Source organism: Pseudomonas sp. AC211 (assembly GCF_979258055.1).
In genome coordinates this window covers 3738799-3758155 of the sequence record NZ_OZ409830.1, presented here as the reverse complement: position 1 = coordinate 3758155, position 19357 = coordinate 3738799, and the positions used below count along the sequence as shown (strand labels likewise).

17 protein-coding genes and 1 pseudogene are annotated in these 19357 nt (G+C 59.2%); 13 read left to right on the top strand and 5 right to left on the bottom strand.

Annotation, left to right across the window (positions count from 1 at the left end):
* Window positions 1-31 precede the first annotated feature (31 nt).
* From dapD to map, 5 genes and pseudogenes are all read right to left on the bottom strand, one after another.
* A pseudogene (dapD, locus tag ACZZZP_RS17795) lies at window positions 32-1067 on the bottom strand (2,3,4,5-tetrahydropyridine-2,6-dicarboxylate N-succinyltransferase).
* Between the two features lie 112 nt (window positions 1068-1179).
* Window positions 1180-1527 carry an ArsC family reductase gene (locus tag ACZZZP_RS17790; protein WP_122494085.1) on the bottom strand — a complete coding sequence of 116 codons (348 nt, stop codon included), beginning with the start codon at window positions 1525-1527 and terminating at the stop codon, window positions 1180-1182.
* The gene (gene dapC, locus ACZZZP_RS17785; RefSeq protein ID WP_463383619.1) at window positions 1524-2729 is read right to left on the bottom strand and encodes a succinyldiaminopimelate transaminase; all 1206 of its coding nucleotides are present in this window, start codon (window positions 2727-2729) and stop codon (window positions 1524-1526) included. Before dapC ends, ACZZZP_RS17790 begins: the two co-directional genes overlap by 4 nt.
* A gap of 19 nt (window positions 2730-2748) precedes the next feature.
* Window positions 2749-5451, bottom strand: coding sequence for a [protein-PII] uridylyltransferase (locus ACZZZP_RS17780; RefSeq protein ID WP_122494083.1), 2703 nt, complete (start codon window positions 5449-5451; stop codon window positions 2749-2751).
* 52 nt (window positions 5452-5503) lie between these two features.
* Entirely contained in the window at window positions 5504-6286 is a 783-nt protein-coding gene (map, locus tag ACZZZP_RS17775; protein ID WP_122494082.1) for a type I methionyl aminopeptidase, read from the bottom strand.
* A 361-nt stretch (window positions 6287-6647) separates the two neighbouring features.
* On the opposite strand from map, the gene rpsB reads away from it, so the two are divergent.
* The 13 genes from rpsB (at window position 6648) to lpxA (ending at window position 19355) form a co-directional block, all read left to right on the top strand.
* The gene (gene rpsB / locus ACZZZP_RS17770; RefSeq protein WP_122494081.1) at window positions 6648-7391 is read left to right on the top strand and encodes a 30S ribosomal protein S2; all 744 of its coding nucleotides are present in this window, start codon (window positions 6648-6650) and stop codon (window positions 7389-7391) included.
* 117 nt (window positions 7392-7508) lie between these two features.
* A complete protein-coding gene (tsf, locus tag ACZZZP_RS17765; RefSeq protein ID WP_122452597.1) occupies window positions 7509-8378 on the top strand; it encodes a translation elongation factor Ts in 870 nt (289 codons plus the stop codon).
* A gap of 197 nt (window positions 8379-8575) precedes the next feature.
* Window positions 8576-9319 (top strand): UMP kinase, encoded by a 744-nt coding sequence (gene pyrH / locus ACZZZP_RS17760; protein ID WP_122452598.1) that lies wholly within the window; start codon window positions 8576-8578, stop codon window positions 9317-9319.
* On the top strand, window positions 9316-9873 hold the full coding sequence (gene frr, locus ACZZZP_RS17755; RefSeq protein ID WP_122494080.1) for a ribosome recycling factor: 558 nt from the start codon (window positions 9316-9318) through the stop codon (window positions 9871-9873). Before pyrH ends, frr begins: the two co-directional genes overlap by 4 nt.
* Before the next feature lie 14 nt (window positions 9874-9887).
* Window positions 9888-10649 (top strand): polyprenyl diphosphate synthase, encoded by a 762-nt coding sequence (gene uppS / locus ACZZZP_RS17750; RefSeq protein WP_122494751.1) that lies wholly within the window; start codon window positions 9888-9890, stop codon window positions 10647-10649.
* Entirely contained in the window at window positions 10643-11458 is an 816-nt protein-coding gene (locus ACZZZP_RS17745; protein ID WP_463383618.1) for a phosphatidate cytidylyltransferase, read from the top strand. The genes uppS and ACZZZP_RS17745 overlap by 7 nt, the downstream gene beginning before the upstream one ends.
* A complete protein-coding gene (gene ispC / locus ACZZZP_RS17740) occupies window positions 11455-12645 on the top strand; it encodes a 1-deoxy-D-xylulose-5-phosphate reductoisomerase (protein WP_463383617.1) in 1191 nt (396 codons plus the stop codon). Before ACZZZP_RS17745 ends, ispC begins: the two co-directional genes overlap by 4 nt.
* Before the next feature lie 15 nt (window positions 12646-12660).
* Window positions 12661-14019 carry a sigma E protease regulator RseP gene (rseP, locus tag ACZZZP_RS17735; RefSeq protein ID WP_463383616.1) on the top strand — a complete coding sequence of 453 codons (1359 nt, stop codon included), beginning with the start codon at window positions 12661-12663 and terminating at the stop codon, window positions 14017-14019.
* A gap of 88 nt (window positions 14020-14107) precedes the next feature.
* Window positions 14108-16489, top strand: coding sequence for an outer membrane protein assembly factor BamA (bamA, locus tag ACZZZP_RS17730; protein ID WP_463383615.1), 2382 nt, complete (start codon window positions 14108-14110; stop codon window positions 16487-16489).
* 36 nt (window positions 16490-16525) lie between these two features.
* On the top strand, window positions 16526-17029 hold the full coding sequence (locus ACZZZP_RS17725; RefSeq protein WP_122494075.1) for an OmpH/Skp family outer membrane protein: 504 nt from the start codon (window positions 16526-16528) through the stop codon (window positions 17027-17029).
* Between the two features lie 2 nt (window positions 17030-17031).
* Window positions 17032-18090 (top strand): UDP-3-O-(3-hydroxymyristoyl)glucosamine N-acyltransferase, encoded by a 1059-nt coding sequence (gene lpxD / locus ACZZZP_RS17720; RefSeq protein ID WP_463383614.1) that lies wholly within the window; start codon window positions 17032-17034, stop codon window positions 18088-18090.
* A gap of 48 nt (window positions 18091-18138) precedes the next feature.
* Window positions 18139-18582 carry a 3-hydroxyacyl-ACP dehydratase FabZ gene (gene fabZ, locus ACZZZP_RS17715; RefSeq protein ID WP_122452607.1) on the top strand — a complete coding sequence of 148 codons (444 nt, stop codon included), beginning with the start codon at window positions 18139-18141 and terminating at the stop codon, window positions 18580-18582.
* Window positions 18579-19355, top strand: coding sequence for an acyl-ACP--UDP-N-acetylglucosamine O-acyltransferase (gene lpxA / locus ACZZZP_RS17710; protein WP_122494073.1), 777 nt, complete (start codon window positions 18579-18581; stop codon window positions 19353-19355). Before fabZ ends, lpxA begins: the two co-directional genes overlap by 4 nt.
* The last annotated feature ends 2 nt before the right edge of the window (window positions 19356-19357 follow it).

The following is a 19357-nucleotide window of genomic DNA, read 5'->3' as shown; positions in this document are numbered from 1 at the left end:
GGTGTTCAGATTGTAGGTTGGGGTGAACCTATCAGTTGTGCGCGTGCAGGGCTTCGTTGAGTTCGATCGCGGTTTTGTGCGATTTGGCTTCGACGGCGCCGGTCTGCGAGTTGCGACGGAACAGCAAGTCTGGCTGGCCAGCCAGATCGCGAGCCTTGAGCACTTTTACCAGTTGGTTCTGATCGTCGAGCAGCGCGACTTTGGTGCCGGCCGTGATGTACAGGCCCGACTCCACGGTGTTGCGATCGCCCAACGGAATGCCGATGCCGGCGTTCGCGCCGATCAGGCAGCCTTCGCCCACGCTGATCACGATGTTGCCGCCGCCAGACAGCGTGCCCATGGTCGAGCAGCCGCCGCCAAGGTCCGACCCTTTGCCCACGAACACGCCAGCCGACACGCGGCCTTCGATCATGCCTGGGCCTGCGGTGCCGGCGTTGAAGTTGATAAAGCCTTCGTGCATTACCGTGGTGCCTTCGCCCACATACGCGCCGAGGCGGATACGCGAGCTGTCCGCCAGACGCACGCCAGCAGGCACGACGTAGTCGGTCATTTTCGGGAATTTATCCACCGAGAACACTTCCAGCAGTTCGCCTTTGAGGCGCGCTTCCAGTTGGCGCTCGGCCAGTTCACTCCAGATCGACCGCACCTTGGCTGGTCCACGCCACGTTCGGCAGCAGCGGGAAAATGCCCGCCAGGCTCAGGCCATGCGGCTTGACCAAACGGTGGGAGAGCAGGTGCAGCTTCAGGTAGGCCTCGGGCGTGGACGTCAACGCAGCGTCTTCGGCCAGCAGGGTGGCCACCAGCGGCCGCTGGCTTTCGGCCAGGCGGGTGAGCAGGGCGGCTTGCGCGGCATCGACATTTTTCAACAGGTCGGCCAGTTCACCAGCCTGATTACTGGTGAACGCGACAGCTTGGTTGCCGCCGCTGTAGCCGAGCTTGGCGCTGACTTTGGCGACCAGTTCTTCGGACGGGCTGAGCAGCGGCAGGGCGTAGAACACTTCCAACCAGTTGCCTTCGCGGTTTTGAGTGCCGACGCCGAAGGCCAGGCTGAACAGGGAATTGGACATGGTGTTTCCTCTTGCTGAATTAGGTCGACGCGCCGGTTGGCGGCGGCTGTCACGGTGTTATTGCGCGTGCCTGGTCATGGCCAGGCCACGGGTTATTCGCGGTGCAAGTGCCCTACTTGAAAGCGGCCGAATAGCTATCGGGCTGGAAACCGAGCAGGGTTTTGCTGCCCAGGTCGAGCACCGGACGTTTGATCATGGAAGGCTGCGCCACCATCAGTTCAATCGCCTTGGTTTGGTCGAGGTCGCTTTTGTCAGCGTCGCTCAATTTGCGAAATGTGGTGCCGGCGCGGTTAAGCACCTTTTCCCAACCATGTTCGCTGCACCATTGCTGCAAATGCTCACGGTCGATGCCCACGGCTTTGTAGTCGTGAAAGGCGTACTCGACCTTGTGCTCGTCCAGCCAGGTGCGGGCTTTTTTCATCGTGTCACAAGCTTTGATGCCGTAGAGGGTGATGCTCATGCGTTTGCCTTGTTCTGAAGGAAGGCGCGAATCCGCGTGGCGGCTTCCACGCATTCGGCCAGCGGGGCAACCAAGGCCATGCGCACGCGGCCGGCGCCGGGGTTGAAGCCGTCGACCTCGCGAGAAAGATACGAGCCAGGTACCACCGTCACGTGTTCCTGAGCGAACAATTCACGGGTGAAGTCGGCGTCGTCCATCGGCGTTTTCGCCCACAGATAAAAGCCGCCGTCTGGGCGCTGCACATCCATCACCGGCTGCAGTATGTCCAGCACGGCGTCGTATTTTTCCCGGTACAGGTCGCGGTTGGCGCGCACATGGGCTTCGTCGTTCCAGGCGGCGACGCTGGCCAGCTGGGTTTGTACCGGCATGGCGCAGCCGTGGTAGGTACGGTACAGCAGGAATGATTTCAGGATTGCGGCATCGCCGGCGACGAACCCGGAGCGCAAGCCCGGCAGGTTCGAGCGCTTGGACAAACTGTGGAACACCACGCAGCGGGCGAAATCGCTACGGCCCATGGCGGCGCAGGCGCTGAGCAACCCGGCGGGCGGATTGGCTTCGTCGAAGTACAACTCGCTGTAGCACTCGTCGGCGGCGATCACGAAATCGTACTGGTCGGCCAGGTTGATCAGCTTTTGCAGCGTTTCCTGTGGAATCAGCGCGCCGGTCGGGTTGCCGGGCGAGCACAGGAACAGAATCTGGCAGCGCTGCCAGACGTCGGCCGATACCGCGTCGAAGTCCGGGTTGAAGCCGTTCTCTTCCAGGCACGGCAGGTAGTGCGGCTTCGCACCGGCCAGCAGGGCCGCGCCTTCGTAGATTTGGTAGAACGGGTTGGGGCTGACTACTAGGCCGTCGTCGCTGCGCTGCACCACGGTTTGCGTGAAGGCAAACAACGCTTCGCGCGTGCCGTTGACCGGCAGCACGTGGCGGGCCGCGTCGAGCCAGCCGGCCGGTACGTTGAAACGCCGCTCGCACCATTGCGCAATCGCTTCGCGCAGCGCGGGGATGCCCAGCGTCGTTGGGTACACCGCCAACTGGTCGAGGTTGTCGCTCAACGCCTTGGCGACGAAATCAGGCGAGCGGTGTTTGGGCTCGCCAATCGACAAGGCAATCGCGCGTTTATTGGCCAGCGGCTGAGCACTGGCCAGCAGGGCGCGGAGCTTTTCAAACGGGTAGGGCTGCAGGTTGTTCAGGGCGTCATTCATGTGCGGCGTGTCGTTCTATTCAAATACTGATTCGGGAAAGCTCGACCCGATTGCCGTCGGCATCGGAGAGCTGTTCGATGATCGCGTCCTGCAAACGGGCACACAGGTCGGGATCGGAAAGCGGCTGGTTGCGCGCATCGGTGACAAAAAACACGTCTTCCACGCGCTCGCCCAGGGTGGCGATCTTGGCGTTCTGCAACGACAGGTCGAAGTCGAGGAATATCTTGCCAATGCGGGCCAGCAAGCCAGGGCGGTCCGGTGACGTCAGCTCCAACACGGTGACCGGGCGGCCGGCGTCGTTGGAAATGATCACCTGCGGCGCGAAGGCGAAGTGCTTGAGCTGACGCGGCACGCGACGCTGGATGATGGTCGGGTAGTCATCCGGATGGCTCAGGGCGCTGACCAGCCCTTCGCGAATTTCCTTGATGCGCACCGGGTTGTCGCCAATCGAGCCGCCATCGGCATCTAGCACCACGTAGGTGTCGAGGGTGAACTGGCTGGTCGAAGTAATCACGCGGGCGTCATGGATATTCAGGTTCAGCTGATCCATGGCCGCCACGGTTACGGCGAAAAAGTCGTGCTGATCAGGCGCATAAATGAAGATTTGCGTGCCGCCTTCGAATTCTCGCTGGGTCGTTTCCTTGATCAGCACCAACGGGTCGTGCGCGGAGCTGTGTTGCAGGATGGCGTCGGTGTGCCAGGCCACGTCGCCTGCGGTGTGGCGCAGGAAATAGTCATCGCCCAATTGCGACCACAGCTGTTCGGCGTCGTCGGGGTCGGTGCCGCTGCGCACCAGAATGTCGAGCGCGGCGTTCTGGGTCTGGCGAATCTGTTCTTCGCGGTCGACCGGATGCTCCAGGCCCCGGCGCAAGGCGCGCTTGGTTTCGCTGAAGAGCTGGCGCAGCAGACTGGCGCGCCACGAATTCCATAGCGTCGGGTTGGTGGCGTTGATGTCAGCGACAGTCAGCACGTACAGGTAGTCGAGGTGCACCTGATCACCCACCAGTTGGGCGAAGTCGTGGATCACCTGCGGGTCGGACAAGTCTTTGCGCTGGGCCGTGGTCGACATCACCAGATGGTTTTGTACCAGCCAGACGATCAGGCGGCTGTCCCAGGCGGGCAACTGATGCCGTTCGCAGAAGGCCTGCGCGTCTACCGCGCCAAGCTCCGAATGGTCGCCGCCGCGACCTTTGCCGATGTCGTGGTACAAGCCGGCCAGGTAAATAAGCTCGGGCTTAGGCAGCGTGCCCATAAGCTTACTGGCGAGCGGAAATTTCTCGGAAATGGGCGTGTACTGCAGCTTGCGCAGGTGCTTGATCAAATTCAGCGTGTGCGCATCGACGGTGTAGATGTGGAACAGGTCGTGCTGCATTTGCCCAACGATGTCGCCGAACTCCGGCAAGTAACGGCCGAGAATGCCGTAGCGGTTCATCCGTCGCAGGTTGCGATGAATGCCGATCTCGCACTTGAACAGTTCGATAAACAGGCTGGTGTTGCGGATGTCTTTGCGGAACTCGTCGTCAATCAGGTGCCGGTGTTCACGCAGCAGACGCACCGTGTCGGCACGCACGCCTTTGATTTCCGGGTTCTGCGCCATCAGCACAAACACTTCGAGAATTGCGAACGGGGTGCGCTTGAAGACGTTGGACGACGTGACTTCGATGTAGCCGTCGCGCAGCTGGAAGCGGCTGTTGATCGGCAGTACCTGGCGACCCTCTTCGCTGCGCAGAATTACCTCTTCGAAATGCTGCACCACCAACTCGCTGAGCTCGGAGATGCTCATCACCACTCGGTAGTAGTTCTGCATAAAGTGTTCGATAGCCAGTTTGCCGTTGCTGTCTTCAAAGCCCAGCAGCGTGGCAATTGAACGCTGGTGGTCGAACAGCAGGCGGTCTTCGGCGCGGCCGGCGAGCATGTGCAAGGCGTAGCGCACCTTCCAGAGAAACTCCTGGGACGAAGCGAGCAGGGAATATTCGCTTTCCAGCAAAAAGCCCTGGCCGACCATGGCGTGCAGGTTGAGCGTGCCGAAGTGGCGACGGGCTACCCACAGAATGGTCTGAATATCGCGAAGGCCACCGGGCGAGCCTTTGACGTTTGGCTCCAGGTTGTACTCGGTGTCGTTGTACTTGGCGTGCCGGGCGGTTTGCTCGGCGCGCTTGGCCAGGAAGAAATCTTTGCTGGGCCACATTTTGCTGGTGCTGGTGACCTCGATCATGCGCTGACGCAAGCGCTCCGGCCCGGCAATGGTGCGGCTTTCCATCAGGTTGGTGACGACCGTGAGGTCTGCCTGCGCTTCGGAGGCGCATTCGTCTACCGAACGCACGCTTTGGCCTACTTCCAGGCCGATGTCCCAGAGCAGCGTGAGAAAGCGCTCAATGGAGTCGCGGAAAATTTCGTGGTCCGCGCTGTCGAGCAACAGCAGCAGGTCGATGTCGGAATACGGGTGCAGCTCGCCACGGCCGTAGCCGCCAACGGCCAGCAGCGCGATATCGGCGTCTTCGCTCCAATCGAACTGCGCCCAGGCCTCGCGCAAGATCTGGTCGATGCACCACGCGCGGTCTTCAACCAGGCGGCGGACGTCACGGCCTTCTTTAAAGCGCGCGTCCAGCACCTCATGGGCGCGGCGGATGGCTTTTTTGAATGCCGCGATGGGGCTGGCTTTCAGCGCCAGTTCCGCCTGGAACTGGCCGCGGTCGAACAACTCGGGATCCACCTGCGGCATTCAGCAGCTTTCCTTTCTATCTATAGGGTGCGGGCGTCAGAGCAGCGAGACTTCAGGCCGACGTGCGGGCAATGGTGTCGTCCGAGCGCAGGGTGAAGATTTCGTAGCCGGTGGGCGTCACCAAAATGGTGTGTTCCCACTGCGCCGAGAGCTTGCGGTCTTTGGTGATCGCGGTCCAGCCGTCGCCCAGCAGGCGGGTTTCGGCACGGCCCTGGTTGATCATCGGTTCGATGGTGAAGGTCATGCCTTCTTTCAATTCCATGCCAGTGCCCGCGCGGCCGTAGTGCAGCACTTGCGGCTCTTCGTGGAACACCTTGCCGATGCCGTGACCGCAGTATTCGCGCACCACGGAGAAACCGTTTTTCTCGGCGTGCTTCTGAATGACCTCGCCGATATCGCCCAGGCGCGCGCCGGGCTTAACCAACTCGATGCCTTTGTACATGCATTCCTGGGTGATCTTGGACAGGCGCACCGCCCATTCTGGGACATTGCCCACGTGGAACATTTTGCTGGTGTCACCGTGGTAGCCATCTTTGATCACGGTGATGTCGATGTTCAGTACGTCGCCATCTTTGAGCGGCTTCTCGTTCGGGATGCCGTGGCAGACCACGTGGTTGATCGAGGTGCAGATGGATTTCGGGTAGCCCTTGTAGTTCAGCGGGGCGGGAATGGCCTGTTGAACGTTGACAATGTAGTCGTGGCAGATGCGGTCGAGCTCGTCGGTGGTGACACCGGGCTTGACGTATTCGCCGATCATTTCCAGCACTTCACTGGCCAGACGGCCGGCGATGCGCATTTTTTCAATTTCTTCGGGCGTCTTGATAGTGACGGTCATACACACTCTCTCAGCGCCCGTTGGCGCCTGGCAAAAATACGGAAACCGCGATTCTAGCATTGGGAAAGGGCGATCTAGCCACTTTAGGGGTGAGCCCTACGGGCATTGCCGGCTTTCCTTATAGTAATAGGGCGCTGGGGCTGAAGCGGTTGCGGCGTTTCGAGCAACTTTTCGGGTTCCGTTCCAGCGCCTCCTGTGCTATAAAGTGCGCCGCTTTCAGGGCAGCAGTCCGAAAGCCTAAACCCCACACACGTATCGACACGATGGCCTGGGTGCCTTTCAGTTAATTGCTCGCAGTTAATTGCTGAAGGTTGGTCATTGGGATACGTGGAGGCCTAACCCGACTTATCAAGGAACTATCATGTCCCAAGTCAATATGCGCGATATGCTGAAGGCCGGTGTGCACTTCGGCCACCAGACCCGTTACTGGAACCCGAAAATGGGCAAGTACATTTTCGGCGCGCGCAACAAGATCCACATCATCAACCTCGAAAAAACCCTGCCAATGTTCAACGACGCGCTGTCGTTCGTTGAGAAACTGGCTTCGGGCAAAAACAAAATTCTGTTCGTCGGCACCAAGCGTTCCGCTGGCAAGATCGTTGCTGAAGAAGCAGCACGTTGCGGTTCGCCGTACGTCGATCACCGCTGGTTGGGCGGCATGCTGACCAACTACAAAACCATCCGTCAGTCGATCAAGCGTCTGCGTGATCTGGAAGTTCAGTCGCAAGACGGCACTTTCACCAAGCTGACCAAGAAAGAAGCGCTGATGCGCACTCGCGATCTGGAAAAACTGGACCGCAGCCTGGGTGGTATCAAGGACATGGGCGGCCTGCCTGATGCCCTGTTCGTAATCGACGTTGATCACGAGCGCATCGCTATCACCGAAGCTAACAAGCTCGGTATCCCGGTTATCGGCGTAGTCGATACCAACAGCAGCCCGGAAGGTGTTGATTTCATCATCCCAGGTAACGATGACGCCATCCGCGCCATCCAGCTGTACATGGGTGCAATGGCCGACGCAGTAGTACGTGGCCGCAGCAACGCCAACGGCGGCACCGACGAATTCGTCGAAGCCCCGGCCGCTGCTGAACAAGCTGAAGGCTGAGTAGACCGCGTCTAGCGTCTCTCGGTTAGCAAAAAGGGGGGCTAGGCCCCTTTTTGCCACCTTAGAATTGATCATCATCCGGCTCGCCGGGTGGGACTTATCCAAGAGGATTTCGAAATGGCAGAGATTACTGCAGCGCTGGTTAAAGAACTGCGTGAGCGTACTGGCGAAGGCATGATGGATTGCAAAAAGGCCTTGACCAAGGCTGGCGGCGACATCGAGAAAGCCATCGACGATATGCGTGCTTCGGGCGCCATTAAGGCTGCCAAGAAAGCCGGTAACGTGGCCGCCGAAGGCGCCATCGCGGTTAAAGTTGCGGCTGACAACAAGCGCGCCGTGATCATGGAAGTGAACTCGCAGACCGACTTCCTGGCTCTGCAAGACGACTTCAAAAAATTCGTTGCTGACAGCATCGACCAGGCCCTGGCCGAAAACCTGACCACCGTTGAGCCGCTGATCGCTGCTCGCGAAACTGCCCGCGTTGAGCTGGTGGCCAAGGTTGGTGAGAACGTCAACATTCGCCGTCTCACCGCTGTTGAAGGCGACGTGCTGGGTGCTTACGTTCACGGCAACAAAATCGGCGTGATCGTTTCGCTGAAAGGCGGTACTCCTGAACTGGCTCGCGACATCGCTATGCACGTTGCTGCCAGCAACCCTGAGTTCCTGCTGCCATCGGAAGTTTCCGCTGAAGCCATCGAGCGTGAGAAGGGCGTTTTCATGTCCCTCAACGAAGACAAGATCAAAGGCAAGCCAGCCGAGATCGTTGAGAAGATGGTTGCCGGCCGTATCTCCAAGTTCCTGGCTGAAGCCAGCTTGGTAGAACAGGCTTTCGTTAAGGATCCAGAAGTCACCGTTGGTGCTCTGGCCAAGAAAGCCGGCGCTGAAATCGTTTCCTTCGTACGTTACGGCGTAGGCGAAGGCATCGAGAAAGTTGAATCGAACTTCGCTGACGAAGTAGCGGCTCAACTGGCTGCCAGCAAGCAGTAAGACGGGTTTCAACCTGTCGCCCCGAAGAGGCTGCCCGCTCACGCGCGCAGCCTCTTTGTCGAAGTGGGGCCGACAATTGCATGTGTAAGCGGTATTGGTGCACTGTGCTGCACCAATTGCCATGGGCGCTGTCCAAGCGCTCGATCAATGCGGGCATATAGCCTGTTCAGAATTCAAACGCCGCAGGAGAGACACGCATGGCTCAGCAGGTGAGTGGTCGCCAACCTCGCTACAAACGCATTCTGCTCAAACTTAGCGGCGAAGCCTTGATGGGATCCGAAGATTTCGGTATCGACCCCAAGGTGCTCGACCGTATGGCCCTTGAAATCGGCCAACTGGTCGGTATCGGTGTTCAGGTAGGCCTGGTGATTGGTGGCGGTAACCTGTTCCGCGGCGCGGCATTGAGCGCTGCCGGCATGGACCGCGTCACCGGCGACCACATGGGTATGCTGGCCACGGTGATGAACGCCCTGGCGATGCGCGATGCGCTGGAACGCTCGAATATCCCCGCTATCGTGATGTCGGCGATTTCCATGGTTGGCGTGACCGACCATTACGACCGCCGCAAAGGCATCCGTCATTTGAATTCCGGCGACGTAGTGATTTTCGCTGCGGGCACCGGTAACCCGTTCTTCACCACCGACTCCGCAGCGTGCCTGCGCGCCATCGAAATCGATGCCGACGTGGTGTTGAAAGCGACCAAGGTGGACGGCGTTTATACGGCCGATCCATTCAAAGACCCGAACGCAGAAAAGTTCGACAAGTTGACCTACGACGAAGTGCTTGATCGCAAGCTCGGCGTGATGGACCTGACGGCCATCTGTCTGTGCCGCGATCACAAGATGCCGCTTCGGGTCTTCAATATGAACAAGCCCGGCGCACTGCTTAACGTGGTAGTGGGTGGCGCGGAAGGAACCCTGATCGAGGAAGGCGAGCAATGATCAACGAAATCAAGAAAGATGCCCAAGAACGCATGCAGAAAAGCCTGGAATCGCTTGTCCACGCTTTCAGTCGCATCCGCACCGGCCAGGCGCACCCAAGCGTGCTCGGCGGCGTGATGGTGCCTTATTACGGCGCCGACACTCCGCTGAACCAGGTCGCCAACGTGACCGTTAAAGACTCCCGTACCCTGCAAATCGTCGCCTTCGAGCGCAACATGCTCTCGGCTGTCGACAAGGCCATCCAGAGCTCGGGCCTGGGCTTGAATCCAACCAACTTGGGCGAGCTGTTGCTGGTAACCATGCCGGCGCTGACCGAAGAAACCCGTCGCGGTTTCACCAAGCAAGCCCGTGACGCCGCTGAAGATGGCCGCGTAGCCGTGCGTAACATCCGTCGTGATGCGCTGAGCCAACTGAAAGATTTGGTGAAAGAGAAAGAAATCAGCGAAGACGAAGAGCGCCGCGCGGCTGACGACATTCAAAAGCTGACGGACAAGTTCGTCGCCGAGATCGAAGTAGCCGTTAAGCAGAAAGAAGCGGATTTGATGGCCGTTTGACGGCCGGTTTCGTCATGGAAAAGACCGTAAAGGCCGGCTCGCCGGGCGTGCCACGACATGTGGCAATCATCATGGATGGCAATAACCGCTGGGCCAAGAAGCGCCTGCTGCCTGGTGTTGCCGGGCACAAGGCCGGCGTTGATGCGGTGCGTGCAGTCATTGAAGTGTGCGCCGAGGAAGGCGTTGAAGTGCTCACCCTGTTTGCCTTTTCCAGTGAGAACTGGGATCGGCCGGCAGATGAAGTGGGCGCTTTGATGGAGTTGTTTCTATCGGCCTTGCGCCGCGAGGCCAGACGGCTGAATGCCAACGGCATCAGCTTGCGCATCATCGGCGACCGCTCGCGCTTCCATCCTGAACTGCAAAGCGCGATGCGCGAAGCAGAGGCGTTGACTGCCGGTAATGATCGATTTGTTTTGCAAGTGGCGGCCAACTATGGCGGCCAGTGGGACATCGCTCAGGCCGCTCAGCAATTGGCGCATCAGGTACAGGCTGGCCATCTTCGTCCCGAAGACATCACCCCGCGTTTGCTCCAGGGTCTGTTGGCAACCGGTGACCAGCCGCTGCCCGACCTTTGCATTCGCACCGGGGGCGAGCACCGCATCAGCAACTTCTTGCTCTGGCAACTTGCCTACTCCGAGTTGTACTTCTCCGACCTGTTCTGGCCGGACTTCAAACACGACGCCATGCGCAAAGCGCTGGCCGATTACGCTACCCGCCAGCGTCGCTTTGGTAAGACCAGCGAGCAGGTGGCAGCTGAGGCTCGCGCACAATGTTGAAGCAACGCATCATCACCGCCCTGATTTTGGCGCCCATCGCCCTGGGTGGGTTTTTCCTGCTGAGTGGCGCGGCGTTCGCGTTGTTCATCGGTGCGGTGGTAACGCTCGGTGCCTGGGAATGGGCGCGTCTGGCTGGCTTCAATGCGCAGGCCGCCCGTGTGGGTTATGCGGCCGTTGTGGCGGTGTTGCTGCTCGGGCTTTATCACGTTCCTGCTCTGGCGCCGCTGTTGCTGTTGCTGGGCGTTGTCTGGTGGGTGGCTGCGACGTTTCTGGTTATCAACTTCCCGGAAAGCAGCCGCTACTGGACCTCTACGCCCATCAAGCTGGTGATTGGCTTGTTGATTCTGCTGCCGGCCTGGCAAGGCCTGGTGCTGATCAAGCAATGGCCGCTGGCCAACTGGTTGATCTTTGCGGTGATGGTGCTGGTGTGGGGCGCTGACATTGGCGCTTACTTTTCCGGTCGCGCCTTTGGCAAACGCAAGCTAGCGCCCAAAGTCAGTCCCGGCAAAAGCTGGGAAGGCGTATTCGGCGGCTTGCTGACCTGTCTGCTGATCGCTATCGGCGTGGGCGTTTACCGCGGTTGGAGCGCTGGTGAGTTCGCTCTGGGATTGGCGGGCGTGGCGCTGGTGGTGATGGTTTCCGTAGTGGGCGATCTCACCGAAAGCATGTTCAAGCGCCAAGCCGGCCTGAAAGACAGCAGCAATTTGCTGCCCGGTCATGGCGGTGTGCTTGACCGTATCGACAGCCTGACCGCCGCCATCCCGATGTTTGCCGTATTGCTCTGGGGCGCTGGCTGGGGTTCGCTGTGACTCAACCGCAACAGATCACCGTGCTGGGAGCCACCGGCTCCATCGGCCTGAGCACGCTCGACGTCATCGCGCGTCACCCGCAGCGTTATCAAGTGTTTGCCCTGAGCGGTTTTTCCCGTCTGGCTGAGCTTGAAGCGTTGTGCCTGCTCCATCGCCCGCGCTACGCCGTGGTCGCCGATGCAGTTGCCGCCAACGGCCTGCGCTCAGCGCTGCAGGCTGCAGGTCTGGCCACTCAGGTGCTGGAAGGGGAGGGCGGCCTTTGTGAAGTGGCGGCGCACCCCGAGGTTGACGCAGTCATGGCGGCTATCGTCGGCGCGGCGGGTTTGAAGCCGACGCTGGCGGCAGTCGAAGCGGGCAAGAAAGTATTGCTCGCCAATAAAGAAGCGCTGGTCATGTCCGGTGCGCTGTTTATGCAAGCGGTGCGCAAAAGCGGCGCCGTGTTGCTGCCGATCGACAGCGAGCACAACGCGATCTTCCAATGCCTGCCCACTGATTACGCGCGCGGTCTCAATAACGTAGGCGTGCGCCGAATTCTATTGACCGCTTCGGGTGGTCCGTTCCGTCAGACGCCGCTCGGCGATCTTCAGCACGTGACCCCTGAGCAAGCCTGCGCTCACCCGAACTGGTCCATGGGCCGCAAAATTTCAGTCGACTCCGCCAGCATGATGAACAAAGGCCTCGAGCTGATTGAAGCGTGCTGGCTGTTCGACGCACCGCCCTCGAAGGTCGAGGTGGTGATCCACCCGCAAAGCGTTATCCACTCGCTGGTCGATTATGTCGACGGCTCGGTGTTGGCGCAGTTGGGCAACCCTGATATGCGCACACCCATCAGTCACGCCTTGGCCTGGCCTGAGCGCATTGACTCCGGCGTGCTGCCCTTAGACCTCTTTGCCATCGCCCGTCTGGATTTTTTGCCGCCCGACGAGCAGCGCTTCCCTTGTTTGCGCCTGGCGCGGCAGGCTGCCGAAGCCGGCGGAACGGCACCCGCTGTATTGAATGCGGCAAACGAAGTGGCGGTGGCGGCGTTCCTTGAGCGGCGCATTTGTTTCCCAGAGATCGCGAGTATGATTGACGCGGTCTTGAATGCTCAGCCGGCGGTGCCGGTCGACAGTCTCGACGCCGTGCTGGCGGCTGACGCCGGTGCACGCGTTCAGGCTGAGCATTGGTTGAGTCACCACGGGCGCTAAGCCCGGAGGATGTAAATGAACATGCTGTATATGGTTTGCGGCCTTTTGGTCGCCCTGGGCGTGCTGGTCACCTTCCACGAGTTCGGCCATTTTTGGGTCGCTCGCCGCTGTGGTGTGAAAGTGCTGCGCTTCTCCGTGGGCTTCGGCACGCCCCTGGTTCGCTGGCATGACCGTCACGGCACCGAATTTGTAGTGGCTGCCATCCCGCTGGGCGGCTACGTGAAAATGCTTGATGAGCGCGAAACCGACGCCGTCATTGCTCCTGAAGATCTTCCCTATACGTTCAACCGCAAGCCGGTACTGCAGCGCATCGCCATTGTGTCTGCCGGTCCGATCGCTAACTTCCTGCTGGCCATCTTCTTCTTCTGGATTCTGGCCATGATGGGCAGCCAGCAGGTTCGTCCGGTGATCGGTGCCGTCGAGCCGCAGAGCCTGGCGGCTCAGGCGGGTCTGAAAAGCGGTCAGGAAATTCTCGCGGTTGATGGCGAACGTACGAGCGGTTGGAGTGCGATTGGTCTGCAATTGGTGCGTCGACTGGGCGAGACCGGGCAGATTTCCGTTCAGGTGCGCGAGCCGGGTTCGACCACCGAGACGGCTTATCAGGTTCAGTTGCAGGACTGGCTGAAAGGCGCCGATGAGCCCGATCCCATTTCGTCTTTGGGCATTCGCCCATGGCGCCCGGTGCTTGAGCCGGTATTGGCCACCCTTGATCCTGATGGCCCGGCGCTAGCTGCCGGCCTGAAGGTTGGTGATCGGCTGCTGAGCCTTGATGGCGCGGCGTTGAGCGACTGGCAGCAACTGGTGGACGGCGTGCGACCGCGTGCCGGTCAGCGCGTGGTGCTGGCTGTTCAGCGCGACGGCCAATCGCTTGAAGTGCCCGTCACGCTCGCCTCCAAAGGCAACGACAAGGCCCAGTCGGGCTATCTCGGCGCAGGTGTGCAGGGCGGTGAATGGCCGGCCGATATGCTGCGCGAAGTCAGTTTTGGTCCACTGGAATCCGTGTCTCAGGCGCTGAATCGCACCTGGACGATGAGCCTCTTGACCCTTGATTCCCTGAAGAAAATGCTCTTTGGTCAGCTCTCGGTAAAAAACTTGAGCGGGCCGATAACCATTGCTAAAGTGGCGGGCGCTTCGGCCCAGTCCGGCCTAGGGGATTTTCTGAATTTCCTGGCTTACCTGAGCATTAGTCTGGGGGTTCTCAATCTGTTGCCGATTCCCGTGCTTGATGGGGGGCACCTGCTTTTCTATCTGATTGAATGGGTGCGTGGTCGTCCAGTGTCAGAGCGAGTGCAGGGGTGGGGGATGCAGATCGGCATCAGTCTGGTGGTTGGCGTGATGCTGCTGGCGCTCGTTAATGACTTGAGCCGGTTCTAAGTTTCAGCGAAACACCGTTCACCGAATTACAAAAAGTGCCGCAATTGCGGCAGATTTTTTATCGTCAGTTGGAATAAGAAAGGACTTCATGAAACGTCTGCTGCTGCTACCTGTGGTGCTCTTCGCACTGATGATCGCCGAAGTTCACGCCGAGTCCTTCACCATCTCCGATATCCGCGTCAACGGCCTGCAGCGGGTTTCCGCCGGCAGCGTGTTCGGCGCCTTGCCCCTGAACGTAGGTGAAACCGCTGACGACCGCCAACTGGTCGAAGCCACCCGCTCGCTGTTCAAAACCGGTTTTTTCCAAGACATTCAGTTGGGTCGTGACGGCAACGTGCTGGTCATCACCGTGGTTGAGCGCCCGTCGATTTCCAGCATCGAAATCGAAGGTAATAAGGCCATCACCAGTGAAGACCTGCTTAAAGGCCTGAACCAGTCCGGTCTGTCCGAAGGCGAAATCTTCCAGCGCGCCACCCTCGAAGGCGTGCGTAACGAACTGCAGCGTCAGTACGTGGCTCAGGGCCGCTACTCGGCCGAGATTGAAGCAGAAGTTATTCCCCAGCCGCGCAACCGCGTCGCGCTGAAGATCAACATCAACGAAGGTACCGTGGCGGCCATCCAGCACATCAACGTGGTGGGTAATACCGTGTTCCCGGATGAAGACCTGGTTGATCTGTTCGAACTGAAAACCACCAACTGGCTGTCGTTCTTCAAGAACGACGACAAGTACGCCCGCGAAAAGCTTTCCGGTGACTTGGAGCGTCTGCGCTCCTACTACCTGGACCGCGGCTACATCAATATGGATATCTCCTCCACGCAGGTATCCATCACCCCGGACAAGAAGCACGTCTACATCACCGTCAACGTTGATGAAGGCCAGAAGTACAGCGTTCGTGAAGTGAAGCTCAGCGGTGACCTCAAAGTGCCTGAGGACGAAGTCAAAGCGCTGTTGCTGGTGAAGAAAGGTCAGGTGTTCTCGCGCAAGCTGATGACCACCACCTCCGAGCTGATCACCCGCCGCCTGGGTAACGAGGGTTACACCTTCGCCAACGTCAACGGCGTACCCGAAGCTCACGATGATGACCACACCGTATCGATCACCTTTGCCGTTAACCCTGGCAAGCGCGCTTACGTAAACCGCATCAACTTCCGCGGCAACACCAAGTCCGAAGACGAAGTGCTGCGTCGTGAAATGCGTCAGATGGAAGGTGGTTGGGCTTCTACTTATCTGATCGACCAATCGAAAACCCGTCTTGAACGTCTGGGTTTCTTTAAAGAAGTGAACGTCGAAACGCCGCAGGTGCCGGGCACCGACGACCAGGTTGACGTGAACTACAGCGTGGAAGAACAAGCCTCCGGCTCGATCACCGCCAGCGTCGGTTTCGCCCAGAACGCCGGTCTGATCCTCGGTGGTTCGATCAGCCAGAACAACTTCCTGGGTACCGGTAATAAGGTCAGCATTGGTTTGACCCGCAGCGAATACCAAACCCGTTATAACTTCGGCTTCGTTGACCCCTACTGGACCGTCGACGGTGTGAGCCTGGGCTACAACGCCTTCTACCGCACCACTGACTACGATGAGCTCGATACCGACGTATCCAGCTACGCCGTGGACAGCTTTGGTGGTGGCGTGAGCATTGGCTACCCGATCAGCGAAACCGCGCGCCTGACCTTTGGTTTGACCGTGCAGGAAGATGAGATCAAAACCGGTGACTACACCGTTGACGAAATCATCAACTTCCTCGATCAGGAAGGGGACAACTTCCTCAACTTCAAAGGCTCCGTCGGCTGGTCCGAATCCACCCTGAACCGTGGCGTGTTGGCCAACCGTGGTCACTCGCAAAGTCTGGTGCTGGAAAGCACCATCCCAGGCAGCGACTTGTCCTTCTTCAAGTTGGACTACCGCGCGCAGATCTTCGCGCCGCTGACCACCAACACCACCATGCGTTTCCATACCGAACTCGGTTATGGCGACGGCTACGGTTCCACCTCCGGCCTGCCGTTCTACGAGAACTACTACGCCGGTGGTTTCAACTCGGTTCGCGGTTTCGAAGACAGCAGTCTCGGCCCGCGCAGTACGCCGAGCTTCGTGCCTGGCGGCGGTCGCGACAAATACGGTCGCTACACCGACCCGGACCAAGATCCGCTGCCGTTCGGCGGTAACGTGTTGATCCAAGGTGGTGCGGAATACCTGTTCCCGCTGCCTTTCGTGAAAGACCAGCGTTCCCTGCGTACCTCGTTGTTCTGGGATGTGGGTAATGTGTTCGACACCAACTGCAGTTCCACGCAGAAAAATCGTGGGGACAGCGGTTGCGATCTCGACCTGAGCAGTCTGGCCAGCTCCGTGGGTGTTGGCGTGACCTGGATTACTGCGCTGGGTCCGCTCAGCTTCAGCTTGGCCATGCCAATCAAGAAGCCGGACGATGCAGATACACAAGTGTTCCAGTTCTCTCTCGGTCAGACTTTCTAATTACCTGATCACACAACAGTTTTGCAGGAGTACATCGTGCGCAAGTTGATTCAGTTGGTGTTGTTAAGTGCTGCCGTTCTGGCAGGTCCGGCTTTCGCCGACATGAAAATTGCCGTGCTGAACTATCAGCAGGCGCTGCTCGAATCGGACGCGGCGAAGAAGTACGCCGTTGATGCCGAGAAGAAGTTCGGCCCTCAGCTGACCAAGCTCAAGTCCTTGGAAACCAGTGCCAAAAGCATCCAGGATCGTCTGGTTAAAGAAGGCGAGAAAATGCAGCAAGGCGAGCGTGAGCGTCTGGAGCTTGAGTTCAAGCAAAAGGCCCGCGACTTCCAGTTCCAGTCCAAAGAACTGAACGAAGCCAAAGCCGCTGCTGACCGTGAAATGCTGAAAAAGCTGAAGCCAACTCTGGATAAGGCCGTTGAGGACGTCATCAAAAATGGCGCCTTCGATCTGGTGCTGGAGCGCGGTGCGGTGATCGATGTCAAACCTCAGTACGACATCACCCGCCAAGTCATCGAGCGCATGAACCAGTCGCGTTAATCATGACAGCTTTGGTTTTCTCCCTCGGCCATCTGGCCGAGCGCCTCGGCGCTACGTTGCGTGGCGCCGAGGACACTCGCATCACCGGCCTGGCCACCTTGCATGAGGCAGGCCCGGACCAGCTGAGTTTTCTCGCCAACCCCCAATACCGCAAATACCTCGCCGACACCAAAGCCGGCGCGGTGCTGCTGACGGCTGCCGATGCCGAAGGGTTTGCTGGCGCGGCGCTGATCGTAGCCAACCCGTACCTGGCGTATGCCGAACTCTCCCATCTGTTTGATCGCAAGCCGCGCGCGGCTGCCGGTGTGCATGCCACAGCGGTAGTGGCTGACGATGCGGTAATCGACCCGAGCGCCAGCGTGGGTGCCTACGCGGTGATCGAGAGCGGCGCGCAGATTGGGGCCGGCGTTACCGTTGGCGCTCAATGCTTTGTTGGCGCGCGCACGGTGATCGGCGAGGGCGGTTGGCTTGCTCCCCGAGTGACGCTGTATCACGACGTGCACATTGGTAAGCGCGTGGTCATTCAGTCGGGCGCTATTATCGGCGGCGAAGGCTTTGGCTTTGCTAACGAAAAAGGCGTGTGGCAGAAAATCGCGCAAATTGGCGGCGTCACGCTGGGCGACGATGTGGAAGTTGGCTCCAACACCACCATCGACCGCGGCGCGCTGGCCGACACCATTATTGGTAACGGCGTGAAGCTGGATAACCAGATCATGATCGCCCACAACGTCCAGGTCGGTGACCACACCGCCATGGCGGCCTGCGTGGGCATTTCCGGCAGCACCAAAATCGGTAAGCACTGTATGCTTGCCGGCGGCGTTGGGTTGGTCGGGCATATCGAAATTTGTGATGGCGTGTTCGTCACCGGTATGACCATGGTCACCCGTTCCATTACCGAACCCGGTTCGTATTCTTCCGGCACCGCCATGCAAACGGCTGCGGACTGGCGCAAAAGCGCTGCCCGTTTCCGCAACCTGGATGACATGGCCCGTCGCCTGCAGCAGCTAGAAAAGCGTCTGGCCGCCGTGACCCCGGCCGACGATGCTTCATCTGATGCGTGACTGACAGCATTCGTCAGTCCCCTTCCTCTCTTACAGGCTTTTCCGAACATGATGGACATTAACCAGATCCGCGAATACTTGCCGCACCGCTACCCGTTCTTGCTGGTAGACCGTGTGGTCGACTTGGATGTGGCAGACACCAAGACCATTCGCGCCTACAAGAATGTCAGCATCAACGAGCCTTTCTTCAACGGCCACTTCCCTGAACATCCGATCATGCCGGGCGTGCTGATCATTGAAGCCATGGCACAAGCCGCCGGCATCCTTGGTTTCAAGATGCTCGACGTGAAACCTGCCGATGGCACGCTTTACTACTTCGTAGGCTCCGATAAGCTGCGTTTTCGTCAGCCCGTGACCCCGGGTGACCAGCTGATTCTCGAAGCCCGTTTCATCAGCAGCAAGCGCAGCATCTGGAAATTCGAATGCCGCGCGAGCGTTGATGGCAAGGAAGTCTGCTCGGCAGAAATCATCTGTGCGGAACGCAAACTATGAGTTTGATTGACCCTCGAGCGATCATCGATTCGACTGCCAAACTGGCCGACGACGTCGAAGTCGGTCCTTGGTCGATTGTTGGGCCAGGTGTAGAAATCGGTGCGGGCACGGTAATCGGGCCCCACGTGATTCTCAAAGGGCCGACGCGCATTGGTAAGCACAACCGCATTTACCAGTTTTCGTCCGTGGGCGAAGACACGCCGGACCTGAAGTACAAAGGCGAAGACACTCGCCTGGTCATCGGTGACCACAACGTGATCCGCGAAGGCGTGACCATTCACCGTGGCACCATTCAAGACCGCGCCGAAACCACCATCGGCGATCACAACCTGATCATGGCGTATGCCCATATCGGTCACGACAGCGTCATCGGCAACCACTGCATTCTGGTCAACAACACCGCCCTGGCCGGTCACGTGCATGTGGACGACTGGGCGATTCTGTCCGGTTTCACCCTGGTACATCAGTTCTGCCACATCGGCGCCCACAGCTTTTCCGGCATGGGCACCGCGATTGGCAAAGACGTGCCGGCCTACGTCACCGTATTCGGTAACCCGGCCGAAGCGCGCAGCATGAACTTTGAAGGCATGCGCCGTCGCGGTTTCAGCGAAGAGGCAATCCAGGCGCTGCGCCGCGCTTATAAAGTGGTGTATCGCCAGGGGCTGACGGTCGACAAGGCGCTCGCTGATCTCGCCGATTCGGCTGCTCAATACCCGGAAGTCGCCGTGTTTATCGACTCCATCAAAGCCTCCTCTCGCGGCATCACTCGCTGATC